We start from the raw sequence: 19536 nt of genomic DNA on the forward strand, positions 1-19536 counted from the left end.
CTGCTTGTCCGGTAATGCACCGAACCATCTTCATGATGTATGGGTGACTCAAGTCAGGGAGACGGCTTGAAAACAACCGATTGATAAAAAACAGTCAAAGTTTTCAAATGCTGGCATCTTTCAAAAAGACGACATTCTTCGACGCTTTACCAGAAAACCGTCTTGTGGTTCGAGAATATTTTCCGGGCTGGCCTTGCTGGCCGTCTGCCAGAGGGGACCGCAGGCACTTTTGAATGCATGCACTCAAACGGGTGAAGATTTTCGTAAAAATAATAAACCAGAGCATTTTCACCGAACCGGTTTTCGGTGGAATCGCGTTAGAAAGCGCGCAGCAGGCGGTCTAGATATTCCAGCTCCTCTGGCGGACGGGTGCGGTCGGCATCGCGGCGGCGTAATTCTTGCTCGATCTCGCGGGCGCGCTCGCGGCTGGCCTTGTCTGGCAGATGGGTGTCGTTATCCATGCCGGCATGGGTACCACCGGTCTTGCGACCCAGCGGGTCGCGGTCACCGCTGCCCTCGGCCTGCTGGTCGGTATCGTCCTCGTCATCCTCGCTGGCGGGATGGTTGCCGCCGCTGCCATGGCTGCCCTTGCCATTTTCGTGTGAAAGCATGGGCAGGAAAACGGTCATGGCTCCCTGCGCACTCTGGCTGCGCATGGATTTGCGCATCTGCTGGCTACCCTGTTGCAGGTCGGCCAGGACCTTCTTCTCGGCGCTTGCTGCATCGGGGTCCCTGCCTGCGCCAAGGGCTGCGCGCACGGCTTTCATGTCTGTCTGCGCCTTGTCCAGTGCGGGCATGTCCTTGCCGCCCAACTGCTTGAACTCGCGCTGCAGTTCATGCACAGCGCGGGCAAGGGCATGCTGCACCGCGCGGTCCGCGTGCTGCTGGGCGGTGCGGGCTTCCGGTGTCATGCTGGTGGCAGGTGGTGGTGCGGCGGACTGGGGTTGGGGTGCGCCGCCAGGCTGGGAAATGCCCAGTTGCCGTAGCAGGTCTGCCGTGGACATGGTGGATAGGTCCGCGCCATCCGCATCCATGTCGGTCTGGTGGCTTGCCGCTTCCTGGTCACGCTGGCGCTGGTCCTGGTCCATGCGTAGCTGGGCATGGTCAAGCAGTTGTGCCTGGCGGCTGACAAGGTCACGCAGGGCGCGGCGCAGTTCCATTGCCTGCTGGCGGGCCTGCATCTGCCGGGCGAGTTCCACCATGTCCTGCGGAGTGGCGTTGCGCATGCCTTCTGCTATATCCTCCATCTGCTGGAGTTTCTGCATGGCATCGGCGTTGTGACCGCCTGCCGCGTCTTCCTGCAACTGCTGCATCATCTGCGCGAGGTTCTGCTCCCCGCGTGATGTCATTTCTGGAATGGCGGGCATGGCGGAATGATCGCGCATGGCCTGCTGCGCCAGTGCCTGCATCTTGCGTGAAATCGCATCCTTGAGCGCCTGCATACGGTGCTGGAGTTCCGCCTGCTGGTCAGGACCCTGTCCCTTCGGGCCCATTTCACGCATGTGCTCAAGTTGCTGGCGTACGGCTTCCTGTGCCGTCTGTACGCCAAAATCGGCCTGTGCGTTATCCATGTCACGACGGTTATGTTCAATATCCAGCGCCAGGAACCACAGCCTCCCGGTAGCCTGATTTATGGCATAGTCATCCGTCACGTCATCGCTGCCCAGAATGGCGGCAGTACTGGTCAGTGCCACCAGCAGGCCCACATGATGGGTCAGCATGGTATCGGCCTGCCCCAGCGACAGGAGTTCACGCCCGGCCTGTACGCGGTTTTCACGGTGCAGGGCCACGCGCTTGCGTATGTCCAGAATGGCCTTGGCCAGTGGGTTGTTGAACACGCGTGCGCCAATGCGCAGGTGCACAGGGGCGGATGTTGCACTCATGCCGCTGTTGCTGGTGGCGACCAGACGGGCGGTCACGTCCTCTCCCGCCCACGGGTTCTGTGACAGGTCGGGCGTTGCCATATCATCGGCCTTGCGCGGCTGGCCATTGAGCGCAATAGGCACATCCAGCACATCATGCGGGCTGTCGGGCATGACCAGTTCGGCATGGAGGGAAGCGATGCCGTAAGGCTGGGCCACATGGTAGGGCAGGCGGGTCCGCCATTCCCCCTCCTGGCTGCCGGGGTCCTTGCCCCATGCCACATCAGGGGCGGGATTGGGGGTGATGTGCAGGGTCCACCGCGCCAATGTCCGGCCCCGGCCGCGCAGGGTAATCTGGCCACTGGCAAGCAGGGTGGCCTGCGTGTTCCAACTGTCATTGCCCAGTGCGTGAAAGGCGTGCGGGCCGATGGCGGGCTGCTGCGCCCCGCGCATGCGCAGGGCTGGCTGACCGGCCAGCCCGTTCAGCGTGACACTCAGCTGTGCGCCTGCGGGTACGGTTGCGGTGCCATGCGTGGCGTCAAGGAAAACCGGGGCGCCGGGGGCATAATCGGGCAAGGTGATCCAGGCATTGATCTGGGGGGCAGGTGTGTCGGCATCATCCACGCCGGGAATGAAGGCGGCCAGAATACGGCTGGGGGCATGAGCACCATTCCAGGCCATGCCGCCTGCCAGCAGTAAGGCCAGTAGAGGGGTTGCGGCCCACCAGCGCCCATCCGGCAGGCCCAGGCGCGGCCATCCGCCACGCAGGTGGTCCAGTGCCGCCTTGGTGCGCTGGAGGTGAAGGTGCCACAGATAGGTGATTTCTGGTGTCGGGGCGTTGGCGGGATGGTCCTGCAATGTACGCAGGGGCTGGCCGGTCAGGCCGGATGCCTGCTCCACGCGGCGATCTGTTTCGGCAGGGGTGGGGGGACGCAGCCTGCGCCACAGCCGCCCCGTGATATAAACCGTACCCGCAACACAGCCCCCCAGCAGCAGGGCATGCAGGCTGTCAGGCAGGTGCTGGGGCAGGCGTGTCAGGCCCAGCAGCGCAACACCCATGGCCGCATCGGCCGCAGGCAGCATGAGCGGCCACAACCGTTCCGCCCACAGGACACGGTGCGCCTGCTGGCGGGCACGGGCCAGGCGTTGCGGCAGGCCGCCACTTGTCTGGGGGCTGTTCTGCCCGACTGTCATAGGCCTCCGCCAGATGGGAGAAGGGTCTGGTTCACCCATTGGGGAATGCTGTCGGCGGCCCAGAGTTCCTCGACCGTCTGCCGCTCACGGATCACGGCCCAGCGACTGCCATCCACCATGACCTGAGCCGCCAGCGGGCGGGCGTTATAGGTTGAACTCATCACCATGCCATACGCCCCGCAATCCAGCAGGGCCACGCGCGCACCTGCCTCCATATGCGGCAGGGTGCGGTCATGGCCGAAGGTATCGCCACTTTCACACACTGGCCCTACCACATGCACCTGTTCTTCTTTGGCTGCCGCCGTGGTGGCGGCAAGCGGGATGATGCCATGCCATGCATCATACAGGCTAGGGCGCATGAGGTCGTTCATGGCCGCATCCAGCACGAGAAAGGGCGGCATGCCGTCATAGCCGCGTTTGCGCAGGATGACCGTGCTCAGCAGCACCCCGGCAGGACCGGCAAGCCACCGCCCCGGCTCGATGGCCAGATGTGTGTCCAGTCCACCCAGTTCGGTATGGATGGCTGCGGCCAGTGCCTCGGGCGCGCCTTCGGTTTCATCGCGGTAGGAAATGCCCAGGCCCCCGCCGCAATCCAGTACATCGACCTTCAGACCACGTGCGCGGATGGCGTGGACAAGGGCCGCCAGCCTTGCATAGGCCGTGCGATAGGGCTGCATGCGCACGATCTGGCTGCCGATATGCATGGCCAGCCCCACGGGGCGAATGCCGGGCAGGCTTGCCGCATGGGCATACAGTTCGACCGCGCGATTATAGGGAATGCCAAATTTGTTGGTGGCAAGACCAGTGGTAATCTTGGCATGGGTGCCGGCATCCACATCGGGGTTGATGCGCAGGGCCACAGGTGCTTCCAGCCCTTCGGCCTGCGCCACGATGGAGAGGAGTTCCAGTTCCTCCGCACTTTCCACATTGATCTGGGCAATGCCGACGCGCAGGGCGGCCTGCATTTCGACTACGGTCTTGCCAACGCCGGAAAAGACGATGCGCCCCGCCGGTATGCCCGCCGCCATGGCGCGGCGCAGTTCGCCACCGCTGACCACATCCGCCCCGGCCCCTTCGGCGGCCAGCACGCGCAACACGGCCAGATGGTCGTTGGCCTTGACGGCGAAGTGAATGGAAACCGCCTGCCCGGTAGCCCTGAACGCCGCTGCAAGGTGCCGGTAGCGCGCGCGTAGCGTGCCGGCACTCATGACCCATGTGGGGGTGCCCAGCGCATCGGCTATGGCGTTCAGGGGCACGTCTTCCAGTACAAGTCCGTCCATGGCATGCATGGACAGCGCCGGACGGACGGCCAGAAGGGCGGCAACGGAGGGATCCTGTCCGTGACAGGGAGGGGGAGCTTCAGCCATGATGGAATGCACGATACCGCCTTGCCCCCTCCCTTCCAAGGTGTCTGGCGCAGGAAAGAACGAGAAGGACAACCGGTTATGGATATCACGCCCCTTGTAAAGTCTGCCATTGATGCGCGTGGGCGCGCCTATGCGCCCTATTCGCGCTTTCAGGTGGGGGCTGCACTGGAGACGGAAGATGGCCGTGTCTTTGCCGGGTGCAATGTGGAAAACGCGGCCTACCCCGAAGGTACCTGCGCCGAGGCCGGCGCCATAGCAGCCATGGTGATGGCGGGCGGACGCCAGATCCGCCGTATCGTGGTATGTGGTGGGGGGGACACCGCGTGCACGCCCTGCGGAGGATGCAGGCAGAAGATCCGTGAGTTTGCGGTGCCGCAAACGCCGGTCACCATGGTTTCCGCCAACGGATCCGTACTCCTGGTGCGTACGCTGGCGGAACTGCTGCCGGATAGTTTCGGGCCGGAAAATCTGGCCTGAGCGGTTATGGAGATAAAAGAAGTTCCCGGGTGCTGTCCTTTTGCAAAAAGGCGGCATTCCCACAAACTTCCCCAGAATTTCCAGTTATTTGCCCGATGGCGGCTGGAAGTGGCTTTTTAGCGGTCCGGACTGGGATAGGTCCGGTAATAGTCACGCGGGCTGGAGGACGGCTGGTGTGGCGGCCCGATGCGCCCGCACGCGCCAAGGGTCGTGGTTAGGACCAGCATGCCTGCCGCTATCAGTACAAGCGCGCGTAGGCGGGTACGTGCCTTCATGATGCTGTCCCCAGCGTATCGAGCCAGCGCGTGGCCTGGGCGCGCACGTTATCAGCCGCCGTGCCGCCGTAACTGGTGCGCGAAGCAATGGAGGAATCGACCGTCAGCACCGAGAAGATATCGGCCGTGATGCCAGCTTCCTCCGCCTGCATTTCCTCCAGCGTCAGGTCAGCCAGACCAACGCCTTTTGCTTCCGCCTTGCCAACAAGCCGCCCCGTTACGTGGTGCGCGGTGCGGAAGGGTACCTTGAGCACGCGTACAAGCCAGTCGGCCAGGTCGGTGGCGGTGGAAAAGCCTGATCCGGCATAGGCGCGCATCTGCTGTGTGTTCACGCTCAGGTCACGGATCATGCCGTCCATCGCGGCCAGGCTGAGGCTTGCGGCATCGGTTGCGGCAAAGACGGGTTCCTTGTCCTCCTGCATGTCCTTGGCATAGGCCAGCGGCAGCCCCTTCATGACTGTAAGCAGACCCACCAGCGCGCCGGTAATGCGCCCGCCCTTGGCGCGGACCAGCTCGGCGGCATCGGGGTTGCGCTTTTGCGGCATGATGGAGGAGCCGGTGGTAAACGCATCGGACAGGCGGATAAAAGAGAAGGGGGCCGAGCACCAGATCACGATCTCTTCCGCCAGCCGTGAAAGGTGCATCGCCATGATGGACAGGGCAGAGAGGTATTCCAGCGCAAAGTCCCGGTCCGACACGGCATCGAGCGAATTGGCGGTGGGGCGGTCGAATCCCAGCGCATGCGCCGTCATGTCGCGGTCAATGGGGAAGGACGTGCCCGCAAGTGCTGCCGAACCCAGGGGGGACTCATTAAGCCTGCGACGTGCATCGGCAAGCCTGCCCCGGTCACGGGCCAGCATTTCCACATAGGCCATCAGGTGATGACCGAAGGTTACGGGTTGTGCGGTCTGCAGGTGGGTGAAGCCGGGCATGGGAGTGGCCGCGTGCTCCAGCGCCCGGCGCGCCAGCGCGCGTTGCAGCGAGGCCGCCTGCTGGTCCAGCCCGTCCATCGCATCGCGCACCCACAGGCGGAAATCGGTGGCGACCTGGTCATTGCGCGAGCGCGCCGTGTGCAGGCGCTTGCCTGCCTCACCAATCCGGTCGGACAGGCGGGCTTCGATATTCATGTGAATATCTTCAAGTGCGGTGCTGAATTCAAAGGTGCCCGCCGCGATCTCACTGCCGATCTGCTCCAGCCCTTCGGTAATGGCGGCGGCATCGGCTGCAGGAATGATACCGGTTTTCGCCAGCATGGCGGCATGGGCTTTCGAGCCTGCTATGTCCTGTCGCCATAGGGCCTTGTCAAAGCCGATCGAGGCGTTGATGTCCTGCATGATTGCCGCAGGCCCTCCGGCAAACCGGCCGCCCCACTGTGCATTGGCCTTGTGTGCGTCCTGATCCGTCGGCGTTTTTGCGTTCCCCGGCATCCTGTATTCCAGCTACCCAAAGTGTGAAAATGATCGTCTCTTACCCACCGTGGCATCACGGCATGACGTGGCGCACCCTACCGGGGTGCCGCGCCAGATACAATCACCCTGCCCACGGTGTGCCATGCGGCAGACAGGGTAGGGTGCGTGGGCATGGGGTCTTTCGTTCCTGTCGCCGGGCCTGTAGGGTCGGCTTCCAACCCGCCCATGGCAGAGGACGCCCCGCTACAATGCAACATGCAGCCCTTGCGCAGGAACCGTCACGTTTGCTGACGCGTGATGACCCGGCTCCTGTCATCCAGTTCGGCACATCGGTAATGGATGGTGGCTTTCCGCCGCCTGGTCTCCCCTTTGTTCTGGTCAGTGACCACGCGGGCTGCGCCATTCCCGCAGCATTGGGGGATATGGGGGTCAGCGCGCATGACCGGGCGCGCCATATCGCCTGCGACCTGGGCATGGCCGAGACCGGGCGACTGCTGGCGCAGCACCTGGACTGCCTGCTGATCGAGCAGACGTATTCCCGTCTTGTGATCGACTGCAACCGCGCGCCGGGCCACCCGACTTCTATCGTGCGGCACAGCGATGGCACATCCGTGCCCGCCAATACCGACATTTCCGCCGCGCAGGAAGGCTGCCGGGTAGAGGAGATATTTCTGCCCTACCACCAGCAGATCGGTGATGAGATCTCGATGCGGCTGGAAGCCGGGCTGCCGGTGGTGCTGGTCTCGCTGCACAGCTTTACCGATTGCATGAACGGGCAGGATCGCCCCTGGCATACCGGTGTGCTGCACAACCGCAATCCCGCCTTTGGCCTGCGCGTGCGTGACCTGTTGGCGGCGGAAGAGGGGCTGGTGGTCGGCAGTAACGAGCCTTATGCCCTGACCGATGCCAGCGACTATACCGTGCCGGTCCATGCCGAAGGGCGTGGCCTGCCCTATCTTGAAATCGAGATACGCCAGGACTTGGTCGCAACCCCGCAGGGACAGGCGGAATGGGCGCAGCGTCTGGCCCGTATCCTGCCGCAGGCATGGCAGGAGTTCAGCCACCAGGTCCACGCCCGGTGAGCGCACGGAAAAGGCACGGATGAAGATGCGATGGTAAATACAGGGGACACGGTGCCCGGCAGGGACAGGCCACGGATTGACGGGCACACGCTTCTGGCCGGAGTGATCGGGTGGCCGGTGGCCCATTCGCGCTCGCCTCTCATGCATAACTGGTGGCTGGCGCAGTGTGGGGTCAACGGGGCTTATGTACCGCTGCCCGTTGCACCCGATCAGTTCGACACGGCGGTGCGGGGGCTGCAGGCAGCCGGGTTCCGGGGCGTCAATGTCACCATACCGCATAAGGAATCCGCCTATCGGATCGTGGACCGGCTGCACCGTTCCGCCCAGCGTTCGGGATCGGTCAACACGCTGGTATTTTCCAGCGATGGCAGGATCGAGGGCTATTCCACCGATGGCGATGGCTTTGTGGCCAACGTGGAGGCGCATGGCGTGGCCGTAAAAGGTGGCAGTGCCCTGTTGCTGGGCGCAGGCGGGGCCGCGCGCGCCATAGCTGCCAGCCTGTTGGACCGGGGTGTGCGGGTGGTGGTGGCGAACCGCACCCGTGCCCGTGCCGATGCGCTGGCTGCATCGCTGGCGGGGGTTGAGGCCATTGACTGGGCACAGGCGGGCAGTGCCCTGCCGGGCAGCACGATGCTCGTCAACACGACTTCAATCGGGATGGAGGGGGCAGCCCAGGCGCAGTTCCCGCTTGATCTGGCGCAGGCCGACCCTGAACTTGTGGTGTGCGATATCGTTTATGTCCCCCGCCAGACAGCCCTGCTGAAATGGGCGGCAGCCAACGGACTGCGCACGGTTGACGGGCTGGGCATGCTGATCCATCAGGCCGGACTCGGGTTTGAAAAATGGTTTGGCGTGGCTCCCGGCATCGGCCCGGATGTCGAGGCACTGCTGGATGCGGACCTGCACCGCCCGGCGGCAGGCGGCGCGGGCTGAGCATGCGCGTGCTGGGGCTGACCGGCGGGATCGGCATGGGCAAGTCCACCACGGCGCAACTGCTTGTGCGGGCAGGTGTAAGGCTGTTTGATGCCGATGCTGCGGTGCGTGCCCTGCAGGCCCCCCATGGCGCGGCGCTGCCCGCCATTGGTCGGCTTGTGCCCGGCTGCGTGCGTGATGGCGTGCTGGACCGGGCGGCATTGCGAGCGGCAGCGCTGGCCAGCCCTGCGGTCATGCACGGGCTGGAGGCGATCATCCATCCGCTGGTGCGTCGCGCGCGCCAGCGTTTTCTTGAACGGGCGCGGCGGGATGGATGCCGCTGGGTCGTGCTGGACATCCCGCTCCTGTTCGAGACGGGGAGCGACCGGTTATGCAACCGTGTGGTAGTGGTCAGCGCGCCTGCTTCCATCCAGCGTATGCGCGTGCTGCGCCGTGGCACCATGACACCGGCGCAGATCAATGCGGTGCTGGCCCGGCAAATGCCCGACGACCAGCGGCGGCGCAGGGCGGATGTGGTGATTGAAACCGGCCTGTCGCGGCATGAAACAGTGCGGCAGATACAGCGTTTGCTGCGTGCAATGCGTGAGGGAAGTCCCGCCGCGTGGGCTGCAGCGGAAGGAATACGCGCATGAAACGGACCATCCTGTTCGATACGGAAACAACGGGCCTTGACCCGCTCAAGGGTGACCGGGTGATTGAAATCGCGGCGCTGGAACTGGTGGGTGACCTGCCCACGGGCCGCAATTTCCATGTCCTGATCGACCCCGAGCGCGATGTGCCCGAAGAAGCATCGCGCGTGCATGGCTTTACCCGTGCCGACCTTGAAGGAAAGCCGAAATTCGCTGAAGTGGCCGCCGGTTTCCTGGAATTCGTGGGTAATGACCCGCTGATCGCGCATAACGCGCGCTTCGACTTCGGATTCCTCAACGCGGAACTGGCGCGCGCAAAGCAGCCCGTGCTCGACATGGGGCGCATGGTTGATACGCTGGATATGGCGCGCGAGCGCTTTCCGGGCATGCCCAACAGCCTTGATGCGCTATGCCGCCGTTTTTCGATCGACCTGTCGGAACGCACCACTCATAACGCCCTGCTGGACTGCAAGCTGCTGGCTGCGGTTTACCTTGAACTGACCGGGGGGCGTCAGCGTGGCCTGAGCCTTGCGGTGGAAGAAGGGGGCGGCGGCATCGCTACCTACGAATATACCCGCCCGGCAGGGCTGGCGGGTGTGTGCGTAAAACCCGATGCGGCTGAAATCGCGGCCCATCAGGCCTTTGTGGAAAAGCTGCCCGACGCACTCTGGGCAGACTGAATGGGCGCTATGTAACAAAGACGGTGGTCGCGGTGGCCCGTTTCGGGTACACTTGGCTGCATTAAGAACAATGGATGTCTTGAACAGGAAGAGAGCATTGTCCACGGACGAGATTGTCGATCCCTCGATTGCCCCTTCCGACCAGATCAGGCGTTTCCTGTTCCACATCGGTATTCCGGTGGCTGGTGTTGTGTCGGCCATTGCCATCATCGCGGGAGTGGGGTGGCATTCCTATCGCACTGTGCGTACCGGCGCGTTGACCCTTACGCATGACCTGCTGGTTAGCCAGCAGGACTATATTGCCAAGGAAGTCAGTTCCTTCCTCATGCCTGCATCCGCCGGGGCCATCGTTGCGCGTGATATGCTTGAACATGGCGTGCCGGAGGTGGAGCAGAAGATCTTCACTGGTTACAGCAGCACCATGCTGCGTAACGTGCAGCAGATCCAGTCCTTCTATATCGCCGATAGCGACGGCAATTTCAGCACGCTCGAACATGGTGACAACAATCAGGACATCACCATAACCACCCTGCATGACGTGGGAACACCCAAGGCCAGCTTCACGCACCAACTGCGCGATCCGAATGGCAAGGTGCTCAAGCAGTGGGAGACGTCGGCGGGCACCTACGACCCGCGTGCCCACGCCTGGTTTATTGATACGGTCAAGGCGGGACAACTGGCCTGGACCCACCCCTATGTGGTGGAAGTGACCAAGCAGATCACCATTACCGCCGCCGTGCCGTACAAGGGACTGAACGGCAAGACTTACGTCTATGCCATCAATATGTCGCTCAACCACCTGAACAACTTCCTGAATTCGCTCAGGATTGGTGAGAGCGGCAACGCGATCCTGCTGGACCAGAACGGCCATGTCGTGGCAGGCCATGGCATGGCCGAAACGCAGGCCAGGGCGCACGGCGATTCAGACAAGATGACCCTTGACCCGGACCATTTCCCGGTCATGACCAAGGCGTTCGACCAGTATCGCGTGCATGGGTATGGTGCGCGTACCGTTACAGTCAAGAACAAGAAATACGTTACCATTACCGCACAGCTGCCCGTGGGCAAGGATAGCTGGGTGCTGCTGCTGGTTGCCCCCGAGGATGATTTCTCCCGCTTTGCCATGGCTGACGGGCGGCAGAACCTTCTGTTCTTCGTGCTGGTCGTGCTGATGGCATCGGGGTTCGGGTTACTTCTGTTCCTGCAGGCCCGGCGTGCGGACCGCATGCGCGGGCAGATCGCGCAGTCACGTGCGGTGGCCAGTTATGAAAGCCATGCCCTGCAGTCGGTCGCAAGCTATCCCGACCTGTTCAACCCCGAAGACAACGCCCTTGTCCTGACCGAAAGCCTGGCCGAGCAGGCTCATGCCCGTCGTGCCGCGATATGGCGGATCCTGCATGACGGGCATACCCTGATGTGCATCGATTCGTATGACCGGCAGCAGGATGTGCATTCCGGTGGGTTCGAGATGTCCACCACCGACATGAAAAGCTTTTTCGATTCCGTATCGCATGGCGATGCGCTGGTGGTGGATGATGCGGCGAAAGATGAGCGCGCGGTGGCCTTCTACCGCGTGTATATGCGCAGTTTTGGCAGCAAGGCGCTGTTTTGCAGTCCCATTCTGGGGAGTAGCGGTCCGGTCGGCGTGATCACGCTGGAAGATGCGCCACGGGCATCGCTGGTCTCGCATTTTGTGGACATGATCGCAGGTGTGACCGCTGCCCGCTTTTCGGCCCAGCACTACACTGCCGTCGCGGCAGCGAAGGAAGAACTGGAATCCGAACCTACAACGGAGGAGGCGCAGCGCGATCCTAGCCAGGGCTTCCTGCTTCGTCCCGGCGCACTGTCCATGCATGGGCAGGAAGGCGCGCCCGACCTGGCATCGGTCGAGGGATACTATCCTGCCGTCGCCATCATGGTGATCAGCCTGTCCGATGTGGTGATGACAGCCCAGAATGATCCCACGTCCAATATCAAGCTGCTCGATTCCATGGCGACCATGCTGCAGGATATCGCGCATCAGTGTGGCCTGTATTCCATCCGCATGCTGGGCCACCGTGTGGTCTGTGTGGCGGGATGGTCACGCACGCCGGACAAGGGGGCGGTCTACCGCATTGCCAATGCGGCGCTGATGATGCGCGAGAACACCCTGGCCGCGCTTTCGCAAGCGGATCTCGATCCCGTCTTCCGTATCGGCATTGATGTGGGACCGGTTTATGGCGGCATGTTGGGCAAGGATCCGCAGGCGTTCAACCTGTGGGGCGATGCCATGGGCATGGCGGAAATGATGGCCCAGGGCGCGCCGGATGTCGGCACGATCCAGGTATCGGAGGATGTATATCTCGACCTGCGGCAGTATTTCCTGTTCCGTGAACGCGGGCGCTTCTTCATACCCGGTGCTGGGCTGACCCGCACCTACGTGCTGGCCGGGCGGCGATGACGGATACTCCCCCCATCATGGCAGGCGAGGACGCGGGGCAGGTCCGTGGTATGGCTCCGCCATCCGGGCCCGACCACACGGGGCGTCTGGCCGTGCTGCTGCAGCGCTTTGCGCCATGGCTTGCGGCCATCGGGCGCCTGATGCGCCATCAGGTCCGTTTCACGCTGCTGCTGGTTGGCGCGGGATGGGGTACGCTGCGTGAAAGCCTGCGTCCCAATTCATGGCGTCGGCCGGTTATCTATGAATTCCGGGCCACATTGCGGCAGGTGGTCAGTGGCGGATTTCTCAGCATTGTCATCACGGCAACCCTTACCGGGCTTATGGTGGTGTCGCAGGCGGCGTACTGGCTGGGTTATGCCGGCATGGCGCAGATGACAGGGTCCATACTGGTATCCGTGCTGGTGCGTGAAATCGCGCCCATCCTTGTGGGGATCATCCTCATGGGGCGCAGCGGCATGCTGTCGTTGACCGAGATCGGGATGATGGTGCTGGGGGGGGAGGTGCGGGGGCTGCAGGCCCGTGGCATCGATCCTTTCCTGGCGCTGGTCATGCCGCGCACCTTTGCCTTTACGGTGGGCGGTTTCACACTGGGCATGATCTTTGCCGTGGTCTCGCTGCTCATGGGGTTTGTGGTGGCGCATGCCAACGGGGCCATCACCTCCTCGGTATGGACCTTCTTCTTCAATGTCCTTGTTGCCATGACGACGTGGGATTACCTGATCATCCCGCTTAAGTTCGTGCTGGTTGGCTTTTTCGTGGGACTTGGCGCGTGCATCTCGGGCCTGACCGTCAGCAGCACTGATACGATGGCCACCATCATGCCGCGCGGCTTTGCGCGGGGCATCATGCTGGTGCTTGTGGTCAACATCCTCTTCATGCTGGATTTCTGATCATGACAGCAAACGCCCCCCTGCTGGAACTGCGTGATGTCATGCCCTCGTTCGAGGAAAGCGGCCTTATGCCCGCGCCCTACAACCTGCGGATCATGCCCGGTGAATGCGCGGTCATAGACTGTCGTGATGTGGAGCGTGCCGCCCTGTTCGCCGATCTGTGCACAGGCATGATCTCGCTTACGCAGGGGAGCGTGAAGTTCATGGGGCTGGACTGGAGCGCATTGCACGACAGGCAGCTCAATGCGCTGCGCGGGCGGATCGGGCGTATTTCGCGCCATGGCGGCTGGCTGGACATGTTTGGCACGCATCTCAACATCATGCTGCCGCATCTGTATCATACCACTGACCCGTTCGAGCATGTGGTGCAGCATGCGACCGAACTGGGGCACAGGTTTGGCCTGCCGGGCCTGCCCATTTCGGCACCGGACCGGCTTTCGGCGGCGGATCTGGCGCGTGCGGCCTGTGTGCGGGCCTTCATGGGGCGGCCTGCCCTGCTGGTGCTGGAGGATATATCGGACATGCTGCCCGAAGAGACGGTGCTGCCGTTCCTTGAAATGCTGACCACCGCGCGGGATCGGGGGTGCGGCGTATTATGGCTCGTCCGATCGGCGGCGGCATGGCGTGATTATCGCAAGGCGGTGAATATCCACATGCGCCTTCTTGACGAAGGTCTTTTTTCCATGCGGGTGGTGTAATGGTCCAGAAACAACAGTCTGATGGTATCCGGCAGCTCGTGCGGGTCCGTTATGCCGATGAATGGGTGGGCATTCTTGTCCTTCTGGCCCTTGTCATCCTGTTTGGCGCGGTCATTGAGGCCGGTGTGCTGCGTGACTGGCTTACGCCAGCGGGCAGGCTGCGGATCGTGCTGCCTGAAGACGGGGTCAGCGGCCTGTCGGTCGGCGATGACCTGGAGGTCATGGGCATCCATGCCGGCACTGTGCGCCGGGTGCGTATCAACCCCAGTGGGGGTATGTACGCCATTGCCGAAATCGATCCTGACATCGAACCCTATATCCGCCATGACAGCACGGCGATCATCCGCAAGCGCTTTGTGGTGGCAGGGGCGAGTTACATCGACATCTCGCGTGGTGTGGGTGAAAAGCTTGACTGGAGCTATGCGGTGCTTGGTGCCACCAATGCCCCCAACCCGGCTGATACCATTACCCAGACCTTCAGCGATATCCGTGACCGGGTCATTCCTGTTCTGGACAATGCCCAGCACATGATGGCCATACTGGATGCCACCATTACGGACATGCATGCCGGCAAGGGTTCGATCGGGCGGCTTATGACCAATGATGACCTGATCCGTCAGGCCGAGCAGATGATCACCTCCCTGAACGCTACGATTAGCCAGTTGACTCCCATCGAAAAGCAGCTTGGCACCGTAATGGAACGGGCCAATGCCAGCATGAGCAATGTGCAGAAGGCAACGGGTGACCTGAGCAATGCGACGCCTGCCATTACCCGGAACCTGAAGGATGCGACCCAGCAGCTTCCGGTCCTGATGGTGCAGGCCCAGACCACCGTGAGCAGCCTGCAGAAACTGGTCGACCAGATGCGCGGCCTGTGGATACTGGGGGGCAGCGGCAACAAGGTAAAGACAGGGCACGCACGCCTGTCGCCGCAGAAGGTGCAGCCATGAAAATGAAGAAAGAATATCTGGCGCTGGGTCTAGCGCTCACGCTGGCCGAATGCGGTGGGGGTGGCGGTCAGGCTGTCTCCCCCGGCGATACAACCCTGGCACAGGACATGGATACCGGGCGTGATGCCGTCGGACTGGAGCGGCTTGCCGTGGCGGAACAGCAGTACCGGGCGGCAGGCCAGCGTGCGCTGGCCCGTGATGATGTGACGGCAATTGGCGATGCAGGCTACAACCTTGCCACCGTACAGTTGAACGAGAACAAGCCGACTGATGCACTCACCACGATCACGGCCACCCGTTCCGCTCTGGCTACGCGTGGGCAGACGGCAGATGATGCCGGGCTTGATCTGGTTCAGGCCGGGGCACTCCATCGCCTGGGGCGGGAGAATGAGGCCGCTGCCGCTGCCGTCCGTGCTGCGGCCGGTCAGGACACGGATGTTACGGAAAAGGCCCAGCTTGTGCGTGGCCTGATTGCCGATGATAGCGGAGACCACGCCACTCTGGCCTCCGTCGCAGCCTATTTTGCCACCCTGACGGGCAAGGTGCCCGATAGCTGGACCGCCGACGCCCGGGAGGTCGAGGCCCGTAACCTGTTGGCCACTGCCGGTAGCAGCCAGACAGCCTGGCAGGATGCCATGCAGGCCGCGACAATCCGTCAGACACATGTAGATTATCGTGATATGGCGCGTGCACTCGGTGTTGCAGCCCGCGCGGCCGACCGTTCTGGCAACACGCAGGCGGCTGCCCAGCTTTATGTACGTGCCAGCCAGAGTGCCCGTCAGGCGGGTGATACGGTTGCGGCCGATCGCTGGGCAAAGCAGGCGGGTTCTGCGGCAGCGGTTGATCCGTTTGTGGAACCTGCGGCCCCCGCGCGCAAAAAATAAAGCGGCCCGTTATAGGGGCCTGTAAATCAGGGAAAAGTTTTTAGACATCGCCTTCTGGCAAGAAGGCGGTGTTTCCTGACGCTTTCTGTACAAAGCTTTACCCAAGACGTTCTGAACGATTGCAGGGTCTTTTCCAGCTGGGCTTTTCAAACCCTTTCGAGGGGAATGCCACTTCTGGAAAAAACGACATCCGAGCCTTCTATTTTCATGAATGGACTGTTTTGAAACAGTCTTTTTCCAGATAGTCTCTGCTCCTGCCTTCGGCGGGAGCAGTCTGTGCAGGCTGGGTTGCCCGATGGAGTCTGGCTGTTCCGGTCGCCCTGCTGCCGTGCGTCAGGGCAGGCCTTGTAGCCTGGTATGGCGGCTGAGCAGGGTGCTGGTGGCACTGTTCAGGCCAATAATCTGGACCTGCATGCCTTGTATTTTCATTTTTTCCACCAGTTCCTCCAGCATACCGGCTGCCGTCATGTCCCACAGATGGGCGTGTGTGAGGTCGATGGTGATGTGGCGGGCCGTATCATGCAGGTCAAAGGCATCGGCAAAGCTGTCGGATGAGGCAAAGAAGACCTGTCCGTTCACTATGTAATTACGGGCGGTTCCATCGGCGGAGAGCGTGCAGGTGACCGTAAGCATGCTGGAGACCTGAAAGGCAAAGAACAGACCATTGAGCAGCACACCCACCGCAACCCCTGCCGCAAGGTCATGCGTACCGACAACCACGGCAACCGTGGCCAGCATGATGACGCTGGTGGTGCGCGGGTGGTGCGCAAGATCGCGCAGCGAGGACCATGAGAACGTACTGGCTGAGACCATGATCATGATCGCAACCAGGGCTGCCACCGGTACCTGCGCTACCCACGGGCGTAGTGCGACCATGAGCAGCAGCAGGAAGGTGCCCGCCATGAAGGTGGAAAGCCGTCCCCGCCCGCCATAGCGCAGGTTGCCCACCGTCTGGCCAATCATACCGCAACCCGCGATGCCGCCAAACAGACCGACTGCGATATTGGCTACGCCAAGGCCCACGCATTCGCGTTGCTTGCTGCTGTGTGTCTCGGTCAGGTCATCTACCACGCGGGCGGTCATCATGGATTCCAGCACGCCTACACTCGCCATGGCCAGTGCATAGGGGGCGATGATGCCCAGCGTTGCCGGCGAGAACGGCACATCGGGCCAGACCAGGTGCGGCAGGCTGTCAGGCAGGTGGCCAAGGTCGGCCACGGTATGCAACGGCATGGGATACAGTATGGACACCACCGTCAGCACCACAATACAGATTAGTGGCGAGGGAATGGTCGAGAAGAAACGTGGCACGGAATAGATGATCGCAAGCCCAAGCGCGATCATGGCGTAGGTATGCCATGTCACATGCAGCATATGCGGCATCTGTGCCGAAAAGATCAGGATGGCCAGCGCGTTGACAAAGCCGGTCCGCACGGGGCGCGAGACGTAGCGCATCAGCACATGCAGGCGCAGGATACCAAAAACCACCTGCAGCAGCCCGCACAGCAGGGTTGCCGCCAGCAGGTATTGTACGCCATGGGCGCGCACCAGCGCTGCCGCCACCAGCGCCACCGACCCGGCTGCCCCCGATATCATGCCCGGTCGGCCGCCGGTCAGCGCGATCACCACGCTGATGACGAAGGAGGCATACAATCCCACCGCCGGGTCCACGCCTGCCACGAAGGAAAAGGCGATCACTTCGGGGATCAGCGCAAAAGTTCCGACCATGCCGGCCAATGTGTCGCGCGAGATGTTGCCGAACCATTCCTGGCGGTAACGGGTAAGGGCTGACATAAGTAGGACGGAACCTTTCAGGACTTGATATTCAGGTATCGGTGATGGTCATGTCCGCGCGGCGCCACCAGCACTGCCCGGCGGGGCGGGGTTGTGGCAGCATGGCAAGCGGGTCGCCGCTGTAGCGGATAGTGTTGGTGGGCGTTTCGTCAATTTCGATGAGTGCGCAGGTCAGCACCCCGCCATCAGCGGCCAGGAACGCATTGAGCTTGGCCATGAGCAGGCAGGCCAGCAGTTCCGTCGTGGGGTCGCCCGGCGTGACCAGTATGCGCCGGGCGCGCTGCGGCTCATGCTGCATGAACCAGCCCAGCAGCGGGTCATCCTGCGCCAGTTGCAGGGCATGGTCGACATGGTTGTCAATGAACTGGTGCCACACACTTTTTGCGCGCTGGAAAGGCAGGACCATGTTCGTCCGGCCGTCAAGCGCGCCGGGTTGCGTGGCCCGCAGGCTCACACGGACATATTCGTTATGGCCATGGGGCAGGGCGCAGCGTTCGCTCTCGCCCGCCAGCAGGCGGTGCGCCATGGAAAAGCGGCGGGTAAAGACCAGTTCAAACATGGCGGCTTTTCTCCGCAAAGCGCTCCCATCCCGCCTGGCGCAACTGGCAGGCGGGGCAGGTGCCGCAACCATGACCCCAGGCATGCAGCGTACCACGCGTGCCCAGGTAGCAACTGTGGCTTTCACGGTTGATCAGCCCGACCAGCGCTTCCCCCCCAAGTGTCTGGGCCAGTTCCCATGTCTGCGCCTTATCCAGCCACATGAGCGGGGTGTGCAGCACGTAATGGCTGGCCATGCCAAGGTTGAGGGTAACCTGTAGGGACTTGATCGTGTCGTCCCGGCAGTCGGGGTAGCCGGAATAATCCGTTTCGCACACGCCGGTTATTATGTGGCGGATATTGCGCCGGGCTGCGAGGGCTGCGGCAAAGGTCAGGAATATCAGGTTACGACCGGGCACGAAGGTATTGGGTAGGCCGTTTTCATTAAGCGTGATCTCGGCCTCACGCGTCAGCGCCGTGTCCGACACATGGCCAAGAGCCGCAAGGTCCAGCGTATGGTCCGCCCCCAGGCGCTGCGCCCAGTGCGGTTTCTCGCTCGCCATGCCCCGGCGCAGGGTGTCGCGGCATTCCAGTTCCACCGCATGGCGTTGCCCGTAATCGAAGCCCAGCGTTTCCACCCGGCCAAATCGCGCCAACGCCCATGCCAGGCAGGTGGCTGAATCCTGCCCGCCGGAGAACAGGACCAGTGCGGCTTCCCGCGCGGGGATGGAGGGAGGGGGGGAGACGCTCATGTCAGGGTATCCCGATCAGCTTGTGGGTCTGCAATGAAAGACGCCATTGCGGATGATGCAGGCAATAGTCAACTGTGGCACGTGTATTGTAATCGCGCGCGGCGTTATCCATCGGCTGGAGCCAGAACTGCCTGAAGTCCAGCCCGGCCACCTGTTCGGGTAGCAGATCGGGCTGGGGGTAGACCAGCTTGAGTTCATGGCCATGGGTCTGCACCAGTGGCGTGCCCGCCTTGGGGCTGACGCAGATCCAGTCAATGCCGGCGGGGGCGGGCAGCGTACCGTTGGTTTCCACCGCAATCTCAAAACCACGCGCATGCATGGCCGCGACCAGTGCGCCATCAAGCTGGAGCAGGGGCTCACCGCCGGTAAAGACCACGAAGGCAGCTTTCCTGTCCGGTGCGGGCCAATGGGTGGCAATGGCATCGGCCAGTGTATCGGCGGTGGTAAACCGACCGCCACCGGGACCATCAGTGCCGATGAAATCCGTATCACAGAACCGGCAGGCTGCCTGTGCCCGGTCACGCTCCAGCCCCGACCACAGGTTGCACCCTGCAAAGCGGCAGAATACCGCCGTGCGGCCCGCATGGGCGCCCTCACCCTGCAGGGTGGGGAAGATTTCCTTTACGGTGTAGGACATGTTCCAGATTTCATACTGCACGCGGCCATTACGGGCCAGCGTGGGA

The 19536-nt window shown here is 62.5% G+C and carries 18 protein-coding genes; 10 read left to right on the top strand and 8 right to left on the bottom strand.

The features are described 5' to 3' along the window. Positions 1 to 317 precede the first annotated feature (317 nt). Positions 318 to 3056 (bottom strand): DUF4175 domain-containing protein, encoded by a 2739-nt coding sequence (locus tag GLX_RS00065; RefSeq protein ID WP_014104016.1) that lies wholly within the window; start codon positions 3054 to 3056, stop codon positions 318 to 320. After that, on the bottom strand, positions 3053 to 4423 hold the full coding sequence (gene lysA / locus GLX_RS00070) for a diaminopimelate decarboxylase (protein ID WP_041247485.1): 1371 nt from the start codon (positions 4421 to 4423) through the stop codon (positions 3053 to 3055). Before lysA ends, GLX_RS00065 begins: the two co-directional genes overlap by 4 nt. 78 nt (positions 4424 to 4501) lie before the next feature. On the opposite strand from lysA, the gene GLX_RS00075 reads away from it, so the two are divergent. Next, positions 4502 to 4900: a cytidine deaminase gene (locus GLX_RS00075; RefSeq protein WP_014104018.1), complete on the top strand. Its 399-nt coding sequence runs from the start codon at positions 4502 to 4504 to the stop codon at positions 4898 to 4900. Between the two features lie 116 nt (positions 4901 to 5016). Here the strand turns inward: GLX_RS00075 and GLX_RS18545 are convergent, their stop codons facing one another. Further along, the gene (locus GLX_RS18545) at positions 5017 to 5175 is read right to left on the bottom strand and encodes a hypothetical protein (protein ID WP_014104019.1); all 159 of its coding nucleotides are present in this window, start codon (positions 5173 to 5175) and stop codon (positions 5017 to 5019) included. After that, a complete protein-coding gene (gene argH, locus GLX_RS00080; RefSeq protein WP_014104020.1) occupies positions 5172 to 6602 on the bottom strand; it encodes an argininosuccinate lyase in 1431 nt (476 codons plus the stop codon). The genes GLX_RS18545 and argH overlap by 4 nt, the downstream gene beginning before the upstream one ends. A gap of 230 nt (positions 6603 to 6832) precedes the next feature. Between argH and GLX_RS00085 the strand changes: the two genes are divergently transcribed. From GLX_RS00085 to GLX_RS00125, 9 genes are all read left to right on the top strand, one after another. After that, on the top strand, positions 6833 to 7666 hold the full coding sequence (locus GLX_RS00085) for an N-formylglutamate amidohydrolase (protein ID WP_014104021.1): 834 nt from the start codon (positions 6833 to 6835) through the stop codon (positions 7664 to 7666). A gap of 30 nt (positions 7667 to 7696) precedes the next feature. Continuing rightward, complete coding sequence (locus GLX_RS00090) at positions 7697 to 8599, top strand: shikimate dehydrogenase (RefSeq protein WP_014104022.1); 903 nt, start codon at positions 7697 to 7699, stop codon at positions 8597 to 8599. Positions 8600 to 8601: 2 nt separating this feature from the next. After that, positions 8602 to 9231 (top strand): dephospho-CoA kinase, encoded by a 630-nt coding sequence (gene coaE, locus GLX_RS00095; RefSeq protein ID WP_014104023.1) that lies wholly within the window; start codon positions 8602 to 8604, stop codon positions 9229 to 9231. Continuing rightward, entirely contained in the window at positions 9228 to 9908 is a 681-nt protein-coding gene (dnaQ, locus tag GLX_RS00100) for a DNA polymerase III subunit epsilon (protein ID WP_014104024.1), read from the top strand. The genes coaE and dnaQ overlap by 4 nt, the downstream gene beginning before the upstream one ends. Positions 9909 to 10005: 97 nt before the next feature. Beyond that, the gene (locus GLX_RS00105; protein ID WP_041247017.1) at positions 10006 to 12348 is read left to right on the top strand and encodes an adenylate/guanylate cyclase domain-containing protein; all 2343 of its coding nucleotides are present in this window, start codon (positions 10006 to 10008) and stop codon (positions 12346 to 12348) included. Beyond that, positions 12345 to 13238 (top strand): MlaE family ABC transporter permease, encoded by an 894-nt coding sequence (locus tag GLX_RS00110; RefSeq protein WP_014104026.1) that lies wholly within the window; start codon positions 12345 to 12347, stop codon positions 13236 to 13238. Before GLX_RS00105 ends, GLX_RS00110 begins: the two co-directional genes overlap by 4 nt. A gap of 2 nt (positions 13239 to 13240) precedes the next feature. Continuing rightward, a complete protein-coding gene (locus GLX_RS00115) occupies positions 13241 to 13936 on the top strand; it encodes a P-loop NTPase family protein (RefSeq protein ID WP_014104027.1) in 696 nt (231 codons plus the stop codon). Then, positions 13936 to 14886, top strand: coding sequence for an MlaD family protein (locus GLX_RS00120; RefSeq protein ID WP_014104028.1), 951 nt, complete (start codon positions 13936 to 13938; stop codon positions 14884 to 14886). The genes GLX_RS00115 and GLX_RS00120 overlap by 1 nt, the downstream gene beginning before the upstream one ends. Continuing rightward, positions 14883 to 15770, top strand: coding sequence for a hypothetical protein (locus GLX_RS00125; RefSeq protein ID WP_014104029.1), 888 nt, complete (start codon positions 14883 to 14885; stop codon positions 15768 to 15770). The genes GLX_RS00120 and GLX_RS00125 overlap by 4 nt, the downstream gene beginning before the upstream one ends. A gap of 333 nt (positions 15771 to 16103) precedes the next feature. On the opposite strand, the gene GLX_RS00130 is transcribed toward GLX_RS00125, so the two are convergent. The 4 genes from GLX_RS00130 to queE are packed head-to-tail and all read right to left on the bottom strand — an operon-like array spanning position 16104 to position 19490. Further along, a complete protein-coding gene (locus GLX_RS00130; protein WP_014104030.1) occupies positions 16104 to 17564 on the bottom strand; it encodes a SulP family inorganic anion transporter in 1461 nt (486 codons plus the stop codon). 31 nt (positions 17565 to 17595) lie between these two features. Next, a complete protein-coding gene (locus GLX_RS00135) occupies positions 17596 to 18123 on the bottom strand; it encodes a 6-pyruvoyl trahydropterin synthase family protein (protein WP_014104031.1) in 528 nt (175 codons plus the stop codon). Beyond that, the gene (gene queC, locus GLX_RS00140; RefSeq protein WP_014104032.1) at positions 18116 to 18853 is read right to left on the bottom strand and encodes a 7-cyano-7-deazaguanine synthase QueC; all 738 of its coding nucleotides are present in this window, start codon (positions 18851 to 18853) and stop codon (positions 18116 to 18118) included. Before queC ends, GLX_RS00135 begins: the two co-directional genes overlap by 8 nt. A gap of 1 nt (position 18854) precedes the next feature. Next, positions 18855 to 19490, bottom strand: coding sequence for a 7-carboxy-7-deazaguanine synthase (queE, locus tag GLX_RS00145; RefSeq protein ID WP_014104033.1), 636 nt, complete (start codon positions 19488 to 19490; stop codon positions 18855 to 18857). Between the last annotated feature and the right edge of the window lie 46 nt (positions 19491 to 19536).

The organism is Komagataeibacter medellinensis NBRC 3288, from assembly GCF_000182745.2.
Classification (GTDB): domain Bacteria; phylum Pseudomonadota; class Alphaproteobacteria; order Acetobacterales; family Acetobacteraceae; genus Komagataeibacter; species Komagataeibacter medellinensis.